Origin of the sequence: Streptomyces sp. NPDC058145 (genome assembly GCF_042884245.1) — a bacterium.
GTDB lineage: Bacteria > Actinomycetota > Actinomycetes > Streptomycetales > Streptomycetaceae > Streptomyces.
The window spans coordinates 180,305-191,645 of record NZ_JBHVUH010000001.1 but is presented as its reverse complement, the minus strand read 5'-3'; the positions used below and the strand labels follow the sequence as shown (position 1 = coordinate 191,645).

The following is an 11,341-nucleotide window of genomic DNA, read 5'->3' as shown; positions in this document are numbered from 1 at the left end:
TCGCTCCCGACCCGGTCCCCCGCGCCGTTCACATGCACAACAGTGCCAGGCCCCGCTGACCGCACCCTGACACCCCACTGACCGGCCGAGCCGCGCACGCCACACGCGCGTGGGCCTCGAAGGGTCCACGCGCGCGTGCGGATGCCGTTGGGTGTCAGACGGAGAGGGCTTCGGCGGCCGGTGCGGACTCCTGCCCGGTGGCCGGCTCGGTGCTCGGCGTCCGCCGTCGGCCCGGGATGAGCAGGGCGGCCAGGCCGGCGACGGCGACCACCGCGGAGCCGGTGACCAGGGCGGGCCGCAGACCGTCCACGAAGTTCTGGGCGCTGGCGTAACCACCCTGGGCGGCGAAGATCGACGACATGATGGCGATGCCGAGCGCGCCGCCCACCTCGCGCAGCGCGTTGTTGGCGCCGGAGGCGATGCCCTGCTCCTGCGGACGGACGCTGGACATCACCAGGTTGGCGGCCGGGGCGAAGTACAGCGCCATGCCGATGCCGCTGATCACCAGACCGGGCAGCTGGGCCGCGTAGGAGACGTCGGCGGAGACCACGGAGGCCATGTAGCCGAGGCCCACCGCCTGCAGAAACAGGCCGGTGGCGACGACCGGGCGGCCACCGACGCGGTCGGAGAGGATGCCCGCCACGGGCGCCACGAGCATCGGCATACCGGTCCACGGCAGCATCCGCAGCCCCGCCTCGGTGGGCGAGTAGCCGAGCACGCCCTGCATGTACTGGCTGAGCAGGAAGATCGAGCCGAACATCCCGACGAACATCAGCAGGCTGGCCGCGTTGATCCCGGAGAAGGCACGGGAGCGGAACAGCCGCATCGGCAGCATCGGGTTGGTGGCGCGGGTGCTGTAGAGGACGAAGCCCACCAGCAGCGCGCTCCCGGCGAACAGGGCGGTCAGCACCAGGGAGCCGGTCCAGCCGTCGGCGGGTCCCCGGACCAGGCCGTACACGATTCCGAAGAGGCCGCCGCTGGCGAGCAGGGTGCCGGGCAGGTCGAGCCGGGCGCCGGTGCCGTACGACTCGGCGAGGCGCAGTCGGGCGAGCGGCAGCAGGGCCACGCCGAGCGGGACGTTCAGCCAGAAGATCCAGTGCCAGGAGATGTGTTCGGTGAGGCTGCCCCCGATGAGCGGCCCGGAGGCGACCGCGAGGCCGTTGACGGCGCCCCAGATGCCGTACGCCATGCCGCGCTTGGCGGCGGGCACGGCTGCGGTGAGCAGGGTGAGGGTGAGCGGCATCAGCACGGCCGCGCCGACGCCCTGGACGGCGCGGGCGGCGATGAGGGAGCCGATGCCGGGAGCCATGGCCGCGGCGGCGGAGGCGCCGGTGAAGACGGTGAGTCCGGCGAGGAAGAGCCGGCGGCGCCCGAAGCGGTCGCCGAGCGCGGCACCCGACATCAGCAGGACGGCGAAGGTGAGCGTGTAGGCGCTGACCGTCCATTCCAGGTCGTCCAGCGCGCCGCCGAGGTCCTCGCGGATGGAAGGCAGCGCGGTGGTGACGACGAGGTTGTCGAGGGCCGCCATGAACCCGGCGATGCTGGTGATGACGAGGGCCCAGGCGGCGCCCCCGCGACGTGCGGTCTGCTGTGACATCTCTCCCCCAGAGGGTGTTCCAGCACTGATTAGTAATTGCTGACTAACTTCTGTGCCCATGAAAGAGGCGGGTTCCGCCTCCCGTTCCGCCTACTGCTGGAGCCGGCCGGTGATCCGGGACGACGGGTACATCGCCTGCCAGACCCGGTGCTCGGGCGGGAACCCCATGGCGGCAAGGGTGTTGATGAGCATCCCGTACGCCATGAAGGTCGTGGTCTCGCCGTCGTCCGCGCCGAGCGGCAGATGGACGGTGTCCCAGAGCCGCATCCAGGCGGCCCGTACGGCCTCACCGAACCCGTGCTCCCCCTCCGCCTCCGCGGCGGCCACCGTGATGTACGTCTGCATCTGCATCTGGAGCTTCTCGGGCTGCTCCGTGATCAGGTGTACGTAGGCGCCGGCCATGGCATGCAGGGCCTCCTCGCCCTCCAGCCCCTCGGCCGCCTCCGCGAAGACCCGGCAGATGTCCTCCACGCACCGCAGCGAGGCGGCGACGAAGATGGCCTTCTTGCCCTCGAAGAGCCGGAAGAGGTACGGCTGCGAGACACCCACCCGCTTGGCGATCGCCTCGGTGGAGGTGCCGTAGTACCCCTTCCGCGCGAACTCGGAGATCGCCGCGCCAATGACGCTCTCGCGCCGCTCTTCCGCACTCATCCTGGGCATGGAGAGGAAGTTAGTACTCAATCACTAACTTGGTCAAGGGGTGCCCCCGGGCCCAGGTACGGGCGAGGGGCGCCCACCCGTGGTGGACGCCCCTCGCTCCAGCAGCCGGAGCCCTCAGGCCAGCCGCACGACCGCACGGGACATGCCCAGCACCTTCTGGCCACCGCTCGTCGCCGTCAGGTCCACGCGCACCGTCCGGTCGTCGAGCTTGGCCGCGACCTTGGCGCCGACCTCGATCACCGCGCCCTCGTCGTCGTTCGGCACGACCACCGGCCTGGTGAAGCGGACGCCGTACTCCACGACCGCGCCCGGGTCACCGGTCCAGTCGGTGACCACGCGGATCGCCTCGGCCATGGTGAACATGCCGTGCGCGATGACGTCCGGCAGCCCCACCTCCTTGGCGAACTTCTCGTTCCAGTGGATCGGGTTGAAGTCCCCGGAGGCACCCGCGTACCGCACCAGTGTGGCGCGGGTCACGGGGAAGGTCTGGGCCGGCAGTTCGGTGCCGACCTCGACGTCGTCGTACGCGATCTTCGCCGTCATCGGTTGCCTCACGCCTCCTCGGCCGCACGGGCCACGAGCTTGGTCCAGGCGGTCACCACGTGCTCGCCGGCCTCGTCGTGCACCTCGCCGCGGATGTCCAGGATGTCGTTGCCCGCGAGCGACTTGATGCCCTCGATGGTGGACGTCACCGTGAGCCGGTCACCGGCCCGCACCGGGCGGACGTAGGCGAACTTCTGGTCGCCGTGCACCACGCGGCTGTAGTCGAGCCCGAGCTGCGGGTCCTCGATCACCAGTCCGGCGGCCCGGAAGGTGATGGAGAACACGAAGGTCGGCGGGGCGATCACGTCCGGGTGACCGAACGCCTTGGCGGCCTCCGGGTCCGTGTACGCCGGATTGGTCTCCCCGACCGCCTCGGCGAACTCGCGGATCTTCTCCCGTCCCACCTCGTAGGGCGGGGTGGGCGGGTAGGTCCGCCCCACGAAGGACTGGTCGAGCGCCATTGGCCCGGCACCTCCTGGTCTCAAGCAGCGTGTCTGGTCTCAGCAGCCGGTGAAACGACGTGAGGCCGCCCCCCAGCTTGCGGGGGCGGCCTCACGTACGAGCCTGATTTATCGCGTTTCGCGGTGCGCGGTGTGCGCCTTGCAACGCGGGCAGTGCTTCTTCATCTCAAGACGATCCGGGTTGTTACGCCGGTTCTTCTTCGTGATGTAGTTCCGCTCCTTGCACTCCACGCAGGCCAGCGTGATCTTCGGGCGGACGTCGGTGGCAGCCACGTGAGTGCTCCTAAGACGAACGGATGGACTTGTTCAACGCAAGAAAGAGTAGCCGATCGAAGGACCGACCCCGCAATCGGCTACTGTCAGTAGCGGTGACCGGACTTGAACCGGTGACACAGCGATTATGAGCCGCTTGCTCTACCGACTGAGCTACACCGCTATGATGCGATCGGACCCGCCTTTCGACGGGAACCTCTCACACCAGAGCCCCAAAACGGAATCGAACCGTTGACCTTCTCCTTACCATGGAGACGCTCTGCCGACTGAGCTATTGGGGCGAGCGATGAAGACATTACACGGTCCGCCGCCGTTCGCCCAAATCCGTATTCGGACGCCCGCCGCGCTCCTCTTCCCGGGCGGTTCCGGGCCCTCCCGGCAGCCTCCGCAGCCCCCTCCGGTGCGAGCACGCGCGTGCTTCGGCGCGGACACGAGCACGTGCGAAGGGTCGCCCGTCGCTGCGGGTGACGGACGTCCCGCCATGGACGGGCCACGCCGGTACGACTATTGCGCTCCTCCGCGCCCCACAGGGTTCGCCACCCTAGGCTCGACTCACTCTGCGTGATCTTGGGTCCGGTGCATGCCCCGGGCCCCGCTCACGCGGACCTGCCCCGAGCCCCCGGCCCGAACCCTGGAGTCCGATGCCCGACAGCCAGCCGCAGCCGCCCCCTTGGCCGTCGAACCAGTCGGGACCCTCCGGGCGGCCCGACCAGGCCGTGGTGCTGCTGTGCGGGGCGCGGCTCACCGACGGCCGGACCGTGGACGTACGGCTGGGCGGCGGGCGCATCGAGGCCGTCGGCACGGCCGGCAGCCTGACGCCGGGCCCGCCCAGGCCGGGCACCTCCCGCGTGGACCTCAACGGCTATCTGCTCCTGCCGGCCCCGGCCGAGCCGCACGCCCACGGCGACACCGCGCTGTCCGCCGAGCACCCCGGACCGGTCTCGTACGCCCCCGAGGACGTCCAGCGCCGGGCCACGGAGGCGGCCCTGCTCCAGCTCGGCCACGGCGCGACGGCGGCACGCGCGCACGTACGCGTGGGCGACGTCCAGGGCCTGGGCGCGCTCGGCGCCGTGCTGCAGGCCCGACGTTCGCTGCGGGGCCTCGCGGAGCTGACCACGGTGGCGATGCCGCGCCTGCTCACCGGGGTGGCGGGGGCCGAGGGACTCGCGATGCTCCGGGACGCGGTGAAGATGGGCGCGTCGGTGGTGGGCGGCTGCCCGGACACGGACCCGGATCCCACGGGCTATGTGGAGGCCGTCCTGGAGGTGGCCGCCGAGCAAGGCTGCCCGGTGGACCTGCACACGGACGCCACCGACCCGGCTCGGCTCTCCCGGCTCGCGGCCATGGCGGGCGGTCTGCGCCCCGGCGTGACGGTCGGCCCGTGCGCCGGTCTCGCGCGCCTGCCGGCCGAGGCGGCCTCCCGGCTGGCCGAGCAGCTCGCGGCGGCCGGTGTGACGGTGGTGTGCCTCCCCCAGGGCGGCTGCGGCGCGGCGGACCGGCGGGGCGCGGCGCCGGTACGGCTGCTGCGCGCGGCCGGGGTCCGGGTGGCGGCCGGCAGCGGCGCCCTCCGGGACGTCGCCAACCCCGTCGGCCGGGGCGACCCCCTGGAGGCCGCCTATCTCCTCGCCTCCGCGCACGGCCTGCGCCCCGAGGACGCCTACGAGGCGGTCAGCGCCGCGGCCCGGGAGGCCCTGGGCCTGCCCGAGGTACGCGTCGAGGCCGGCTTCCCCGCCGAACTGCTGGCCGTACGCGGCGATCATCTGTCCGGCGCCCTCTCCCTCGCCTACAGCCGGATCGTGGTGCACCGCGGCCGGGTGGTGGCCCGCACGAGCGCGGTCCGCGAGTACTGCAACTCGGCGGTGGCGGCCGAGCTGGGCCTGCCCCGGCAGGGGCGGGGGGAGCTGTCGTGAGCGTGCCCGCTGTCGCGCGGGAGCCCGACGCGCACCCGGAGTGAACGGGGGGGGCGGCGCTCTCCCCCCCCAACCCATGCGGCGCACGGGCTCCTTCGGGCGTACGGTCGGAATCATGCGCATTGTCATCGCTGGTGGTCATGGTCAGATCGCGCTGCGGCTGGAGCGGGTGCTCGCCGCGCGCGGGGACGAGGTCGCGGGGATCATCCGTAAGGCGGAGCAGGGCGACGACCTGCGGGCGGCGGGCGCCGAACCGGTCCTGCTCGACCTGGAGTCCGCCTCGGTGGAGGAGGTCGCGGCACATCTGCAGGGCGCGGACGCGGCGGTCTTCGCGGCGGGCGCGGGCCCGGGCAGCGGCACGGGCCGCAAGGACACGGTGGACAGAGGCGCGGCGGTGCTGTTCGCGGACGCGGCCGTACGCGCGCGTGTGCGCCGTTTCGTGGTGGTCTCCTCGATGGGCGCGGATCCCGCCCACCAGGGCGACGACGTCTTCGACGTGTACCTGCGCGCCAAGGGTGAGGCCGACGCGTACGTCACCCGGCAGGAGGCCCTCGACTGGACGATCCTGCGCCCCGGCGCGCTGACCGACGAACCGGGCACCGGTCTGGTCCGGCTGGAGGCCCACACCGGCCGCGGCCCGGTCCCGCGGGACGACGTGGCGGCCGTTCTGGCGGAGCTGGTGGACACCTCGGCGACGGCCGGTCTGACGTTGGAGCTGATCGGCGGCTCGACGCCGGTGTCGGTGGCCGTGAAGTCGGTCGCGGGGAACTGAGACCGCCGGCCGGCCGTTCACCGGTCAGAAGAGCAACGGCCGTTCACCGGTCGGAGGCGCAACGGCCGTTCACCGGTCAGAAGAGAGGCAGCTGCCCGGGGAAGTCCGGTACGGCGTACCCGTCCAACGCCGGCTGGACCGCTCCGAGTTGTGCCTGCCGCCGCGACCCGGAGCAGGAGAGGAGTCCCCCGTTCTCCCGCGCCCCGGGCGGGTCGTGCCGCGCGAAGCGACCCGCGACGACGGCGATCTCACGGCGGCACACGGGACAGGTTCTGCGACGGGATGCCATGCGGCCAGTGTGCCCGCTGCCCCACCGGCACCGCAGGAGCCGAAGCGGCCCTCTCCCCTGCCCGGCGCCGCCGTGCCGGACCGGTAACCGCCGACAGGCACTGGGGCACTCGCGGCCCGAGGGCGTGACGGACGTTGCCGGGTGGCGCGCCGAGCGCGATGCCGGGAAGGCCGAGTCGGGCGGCCTTCAGCCGAGCTCCTCGGACAGTCCGATGACGATGCCCTCGGGCCCGCGGACGTAACAGAGCCGGTACATGTCCTCGTACCGCCCGATCTCGCCGACGAGTTCGGCGCCGTGTGCCCGCAGGCGGGCGACGACGTCCTCGATGTCGTCGACGGCGAACATGATGCGGCGGATGCCCAGCGCGTTGGCCGGCGCGTCTCTCGGCTCCGCTTCGGCGGCCTTCGGCCTGTGGAACTTCGCCAGTTCGACCCGCCCGTGTCCGTCCGGAGTCCGCAGCATGGCGATGTCCTGCCGGACGTCGTCGAGCCCGATGGCACGCTCGGCCGAGTGCCCTTCGAGTGGTCCCTTGCCCTCCAGCTCCATGCCGAGTTCGACGACGAACGAAATGACGGCGTCAAGGTCGTCGACGACGACGTTCTCCATCCGCCGGATCGTCACGCCGGGCCTCCTTCATCGGGCCTCCCGCAGCCGGCGCGAGACGTTCCCGGCATGCAGACGAGGCGGCGAGGCGGCGAGGCGGCGAGGCGGCGAGGCGGCGAGCGGAACTCATCGGTCGTGCGGGCGGAATCGGCACCCGCGCCATCGCAGAAAACGAAGAAACCCCCTCCGACCTGCCCAATGGGCTGGTCAGAGGGGGTTTCCCTCAGTGAGCGTTTTCAGCGTTACCTCTCCAGGGTGAGGACAGCTTGGGTTAGGACGGTCATGCGGTTGGGGCTGATCCGGGACCTGCGGAAGATCTGCCAGGACTTCAGCTGTGCCATGCCGCGTTCGACTGGTGCTCTCGCCGCGGCCAGGGCCCGGTTGACGGTGCGCTGGGTGTGGGTGAGTTCACCCCCTGGTGGCCGTTTGAGTCCGGTGGTGACCCAGGGGCCAGCGCCTTGGTAGGCGCGGTCGGCGAGGATCGGGACGCCCTGGCGTTCGCAGATCCGGATGATGCGGTGGGTGCGGGCCGCGGTCAGGTCGTGGGTGCGGCCCGGCAGCGCGGGCGAGATCCACAGGACCTCACCGGCGGGGTCGGTGACGACCTGGACGTTCACGCCGTGCCGACGGTGCTTGGCCGAGTAGTCGGCTCGGCTGTCGCCGACGCGGACGCACTCGGCGAGGGTCCCGTCCAGCAGGACGAACTCCGGATCATGCTCGCGCAGAGTCTTGAGCAGGCCCGGGGCCCGTTCGGCGAGCAGGGCGGTCACGGCGGTGACATACGCGTGGGCGGTGCCGACGGATATACCGAAGCCGGACGCGAGCCGGGTAAGAGTGTCGTGGCGGCGCAGGTACACCAGAGCGACGAGCGCCCGCTGGTGCGGCGGGAGTTTGCACCGTCGGTCACCCTCACGGGAGACGATGAGCATCGTGACCCACTCGACGAGGGCATGCGGGAGGTCGAGTGCGGCAGGATAGGGAACCAACAGGGCTCCTGTGCCGATGGGTTGAGACTTCGAACACCTCCCCAACGGCACGGGGGCTTTGTGCGTTGTGGCCCTCACCTCGACCTCACCGGCGTCACCCGATCAGTGGCCACGCTGAAAACGCTCAGTGTGGCGGCGCCAGGATTCGAACCTGGGAAGGCTGAGCCGGCAGATTTACAGCGGGCCCAGTCCACCCTCTACGACCTGCGGCTATCCATGTACCGCCTACTGCCGGGGGCATCTGGGGAATTCAATCTTGGCCCAGTCGCGCCTCGCCTCGTGCGCCGTTGGCACGCGCCGTCGTGACGCCGATCTCCCGCGGCCGTCCCGTGCTCCTGCGATCGTGCCCACGTCGGAACAGATAGTCGCAATGGTGAGCTTGCGTACCTCCTACGTGCTGGAACCCAAGCCGCTACCTGCACCGAAGGTGTTCGAGCGGTCACCAGTCGGGGAGCCATGGCGATCGTCGGAAAAGCTCCCCAGGCAGCTTGTGTTGGTCGATACTGGGGTGAGGGGCCGGAGTACTGGCAACCATCGCTGTCGATAAAACGTTCGAGCCTGAGATTGGGTGCAACGGCGTGGTGAGCGAAATTGGACTGGGTGAAGCCATCAGGGCGCTTCGTGCGGAGTTGACCGAGGCCAAGGGGGAGGGGGAGGGCTCATGGATGCGGTTCCAGGTCAGCCCGGTGGACCTGGAGCTTCAACTGGTCGTGACGAAGGATGTAAACGGCAAGATTGGGTGGAAGGTAGTGGAGGCCGGGGCTTCCATCGATTCGGCGAAAACACAGAAGGTCAATTTGACGTTGACTCCGCAATGGTGGAATCCATCTGAGGGGGAGTATTCGGCGGATTGGCTAGTGTCGGGTGTCGTGCCAGCATCGACCGCCCTTCAGGAGGGTTCGGCTCACCAGGGTGTACCGGATGCGGATTCCGACCCTGAGGATGAGAACTAAGCCTCGACACGCAACGGGGGTGCAGAGGTGGCCTTTAATCGGGTGCCCTTAGAGCGAGTCGTTGCTGTGATCGCCCAATTGCCTGACGGCAGACGCCGATGGGGGTCAGGGTTCCTCATCACAGCGACCAAAGTACTGACGGCCTGGCACTGTACTGCCGAAGATCCAACCACGAGGCTCCGAGTGCCGCTTATGGTGCGGCGCTGGGCGGACAATGAATGGCAGGCTGCGCTTGTCACGGACTACATAGCATCCCGCAGCCACGCGAAAGCATACGGATCCTGGGGTCTGGACGTAGCGCTTCTTAACCTGAGTGAGCCGCCATGGGCGGGCGCTAGCTGGACACCCCCACCGTTTGCACGTGTCGATCGCAGCCAGTCGGGTGAGCTTGTGGACTGCGTCGCAATGGGATACCCGATGTACGCACTAGAACCGGATGGGTTTGTCGTAGCGGCCGAGTTCCACGGCTTCATCCGCCAGGCCGAAGGAGCAGGAGCGGCAGCGAACCATCTTGTGGTGCGTGACGAAAAGCTCGGGGAGATGCAACCAGCGCCACAAGGGCCTCCCCAGCAGACTGTGGAAGGGTCGCCATGGGGCGGACTATCCGGGGCACTCGTCTTCCACGAGGGGCACGCGCTCGGTCACGTCGTCCAGCACCGTCCGCACCTCGGCAACAACCCGCTCATCGTGGTCCCCATCGATAGGATCGCCCGTTCAACCGCTCGACGCGCCCGCCAAATTGCGAGCGCACTCGGCCTGCCCGGAGTGAATGAGCTACCAGTGGCCGCCGGGGCGGTACAAGAATTGACCGGTCTGGTAGACCAGCTCGGCGCAGACAACGACCTGCCGATTGTCGCTGACCTAACGCCCTACCAACTGGGTGCTGACCCAACAGAGTACGGAGACCGTCACCGACACGGTCACAAGGACCCTTACCTACCGCGTACCGCTCATGACGTCGACAACCGTATTCGTGAGGCCCTTGGCGTTCCTGGCCGCATGGTGCTTTTGGTCGGGCCATCGAAGGCAGGCAAGACCCGCACCGCGTTCGAAGGCCTCCGTGCAGTGTGGCCACAGGCCGGCCTCGCAAAGCCGGACCCCGCTCGATTCGCGGACCTGATAGCGCATCCCCGGATCATAGACAGCAGCTGGCCACTGGTGGTGTGGCTCGACGATCTTCAGCGCTACCTAGTCGGCGACAAGGCATTGACGCCAGCCCGGCTTGAGGCACTGACTTCCCGACCAGGGGACACGATCGTGCTTGCAACGCTTCGCCAGGAAGAGCGAGCGCGCTTGAACGAGCACATCGATCTGGCTCCCGGTACTCGCCAGCTACTTGATGACGCTGCGCCTACCACCATCACGCTGGAGCCAACGAGCGCGGACCTTGACGAGCAGACCGCCGCGCGCTCCATCTACCCAGCCCTGGATCTCACGAAGTACGGGCTTGCCGAGCAGCTGGCTGGCGCGCCGGCACTGCTTCGCCAGTACACAGACGCTCCTCCCCTGCTACGCGCCGTGCTTCAGACAGCGATTGACTGGCAGCGCATCACCCTTGAACAGCCCATTGAGGAACCCCTCCTCAGGGATCTTGCCAGGGAGCGCCTATTAACCATCGCCGCATACCTCAATCCCGGCAACACGGAAATTTCCTCCGTCATCAAGCAGGCACGGACCCCGCCCACAGACTCCGACGGGCGCACGACGGGGCAGCTCGCCGCGCTCGCCGTCCACCGACGGGACGACACCACGTGGCACTACACCGCCTACCCCTACCTGGTTGCGCACGACGACGGGCAGGCCGGAGGCGGCCGTCCGATCCCCGACGCATTCTGGACGCGGAGCCTCGCCCACGCCGACGAGGCCACCGCCAACCTGATAGGCACTTCCGCCTACTACCGCGGAAAGCCCGACATCGCCCGCAAGGCTCTTACCATTGCTGCCGGCGCCGGGAACGCACATTCCATGCGCAACCTCGGCTGGCTATACGTCAACGAGACCTCGCCGCCAGATCTCGAGGCTGGCCAACGTTGGCTCGAACGAGCCGCTTATCTCGGTAACGCCTCAGCCATGCGCACCCTCGGCCTTCTATTCGCCGACCGGCTTGATCCGCCGGACCTGAACGCAGCACAGGAGTGGTTCCGCAAAGCCATCGAGGCCGGCAACACCGAGTGCATGCGTGACCTCGGCCTTCTTTTCGCCGACCGGCTTGATCCGCCGGACCTGAACGCAGCACAGGAGTGGTTCCGCAAAGCCATCGAGGCCGGCAACACCGAGTGCATGCGTGACCTCGT

12 protein-coding genes and 2 tRNA genes are annotated in these 11,341 nt (G+C 69.3%); 4 read left to right on the top strand and 10 right to left on the bottom strand.

Annotation, left to right across the window (positions count from 1 at the left end; all coding sequences use genetic code 11):
* Positions 1 to 154 precede the first annotated feature (154 nt).
* From ACFVVO_RS00940 to ACFVVO_RS00910, 7 genes are all read right to left on the bottom strand, one after another.
* The gene (locus ACFVVO_RS00940) at positions 155 to 1,597 is read right to left on the bottom strand and encodes a DHA2 family efflux MFS transporter permease subunit (RefSeq protein ID WP_390050860.1); all 1,443 of its coding nucleotides are present in this window, start codon (positions 1,595 to 1,597) and stop codon (positions 155 to 157) included.
* A 90-nt stretch (positions 1,598 to 1,687) separates the two neighbouring features.
* Positions 1,688 to 2,257, bottom strand: coding sequence for a TetR/AcrR family transcriptional regulator (locus ACFVVO_RS00935; protein ID WP_390050859.1), 570 nt, complete (start codon positions 2,255 to 2,257; stop codon positions 1,688 to 1,690).
* 114 nt (positions 2,258 to 2,371) lie between these two features.
* On the bottom strand, positions 2,372 to 2,800 hold the full coding sequence (locus tag ACFVVO_RS00930) for a MaoC family dehydratase (RefSeq protein WP_390050858.1): 429 nt from the start codon (positions 2,798 to 2,800) through the stop codon (positions 2,372 to 2,374).
* A gap of 8 nt (positions 2,801 to 2,808) precedes the next feature.
* Positions 2,809 to 3,261, bottom strand: a complete 453-nt coding sequence (locus ACFVVO_RS00925; RefSeq protein ID WP_390050857.1) for a MaoC family dehydratase N-terminal domain-containing protein — start codon at positions 3,259 to 3,261, stop codon at positions 2,809 to 2,811.
* A 108-nt stretch (positions 3,262 to 3,369) separates the two neighbouring features.
* Positions 3,370 to 3,534 (bottom strand): 50S ribosomal protein L33, encoded by a 165-nt coding sequence (gene rpmG, locus ACFVVO_RS00920; protein ID WP_006347275.1) that lies wholly within the window; start codon positions 3,532 to 3,534, stop codon positions 3,370 to 3,372.
* Between the two features lie 90 nt (positions 3,535 to 3,624).
* Positions 3,625 to 3,697: transfer RNA gene (locus ACFVVO_RS00915), tRNA-Met, on the bottom strand.
* Between the two features lie 45 nt (positions 3,698 to 3,742).
* Positions 3,743 to 3,815 (bottom strand) — tRNA-Thr (locus ACFVVO_RS00910).
* A 360-nt stretch (positions 3,816 to 4,175) separates the two neighbouring features.
* Here ACFVVO_RS00910 and ACFVVO_RS00905 point away from each other — a divergent pair.
* Both ACFVVO_RS00905 and ACFVVO_RS00900 read left to right on the top strand, forming a co-directional pair.
* Positions 4,176 to 5,444, top strand: a complete 1,269-nt coding sequence (locus tag ACFVVO_RS00905; protein ID WP_390050856.1) for an amidohydrolase family protein — start codon at positions 4,176 to 4,178, stop codon at positions 5,442 to 5,444.
* 115 nt (positions 5,445 to 5,559) lie between these two features.
* Positions 5,560 to 6,216, top strand: coding sequence for an NAD(P)H-binding protein (locus tag ACFVVO_RS00900; RefSeq protein ID WP_390050855.1), 657 nt, complete (start codon positions 5,560 to 5,562; stop codon positions 6,214 to 6,216).
* Positions 6,217 to 6,292: 76 nt separating this feature from the next.
* Here the strand turns inward: ACFVVO_RS00900 and ACFVVO_RS00895 are convergent, their stop codons facing one another.
* The 3 genes from ACFVVO_RS00895 to ACFVVO_RS00885 form a co-directional block, all read right to left on the bottom strand.
* Entirely contained in the window at positions 6,293 to 6,505 is a 213-nt protein-coding gene (locus ACFVVO_RS00895; RefSeq protein ID WP_390050854.1) for a hypothetical protein, read from the bottom strand.
* A gap of 186 nt (positions 6,506 to 6,691) precedes the next feature.
* Positions 6,692 to 7,126 carry a VOC family protein gene (locus tag ACFVVO_RS00890; protein WP_390050853.1) on the bottom strand — a complete coding sequence of 145 codons (435 nt, stop codon included), beginning with the start codon at positions 7,124 to 7,126 and terminating at the stop codon, positions 6,692 to 6,694.
* A 224-nt stretch (positions 7,127 to 7,350) separates the two neighbouring features.
* Positions 7,351 to 8,094 (bottom strand): transposase family protein, encoded by a 744-nt coding sequence (locus tag ACFVVO_RS00885; protein ID WP_390050852.1) that lies wholly within the window; start codon positions 8,092 to 8,094, stop codon positions 7,351 to 7,353.
* Positions 8,095 to 8,675: 581 nt separating this feature from the next.
* Here ACFVVO_RS00885 and ACFVVO_RS00880 point away from each other — a divergent pair.
* Both ACFVVO_RS00880 and ACFVVO_RS00875 read left to right on the top strand, forming a co-directional pair.
* Complete coding sequence (locus tag ACFVVO_RS00880; protein WP_390050851.1) at positions 8,676 to 9,047, top strand: trypco2 family protein; 372 nt, start codon at positions 8,676 to 8,678, stop codon at positions 9,045 to 9,047.
* A gap of 27 nt (positions 9,048 to 9,074) precedes the next feature.
* Positions 9,075 to 11,341: trypsin-like peptidase domain-containing protein (locus ACFVVO_RS00875; protein ID WP_390050850.1), on the top strand; the 2,267-nt coding region annotated here is incomplete at its 3' end.

Excerpts from the sequence above, each read along its gene's own strand:
- ACFVVO_RS00900 (WP_390050855.1), top strand. The coding sequence starts at position 5,560 with ATGCGCATTGTCATCGCTGGTGGTCATGGTCAGATCGCGCTGCGGCTG.
- ACFVVO_RS00930 (WP_390050858.1), bottom strand. The coding sequence starts at position 2,800 with ATGACGGCGAAGATCGCGTACGACGACGTCGAGGTCGGCACCGAACTG.
- ACFVVO_RS00905 (WP_390050856.1), top strand. The coding sequence starts at position 4,176 with ATGCCCGACAGCCAGCCGCAGCCGCCCCCTTGGCCGTCGAACCAGTCG.
- ACFVVO_RS00895 (WP_390050854.1), bottom strand. The coding sequence starts at position 6,505 with ATGGCATCCCGTCGCAGAACCTGTCCCGTGTGCCGCCGTGAGATCGCC.
- ACFVVO_RS00935 (WP_390050859.1), bottom strand. The coding sequence starts at position 2,257 with ATGCCCAGGATGAGTGCGGAAGAGCGGCGCGAGAGCGTCATTGGCGCG.
- ACFVVO_RS00940 (WP_390050860.1), bottom strand. The coding sequence starts at position 1,597 with ATGTCACAGCAGACCGCACGTCGCGGGGGCGCCGCCTGGGCCCTCGTC.
- ACFVVO_RS00925 (WP_390050857.1), bottom strand. The coding sequence starts at position 3,261 with ATGGCGCTCGACCAGTCCTTCGTGGGGCGGACCTACCCGCCCACCCCG.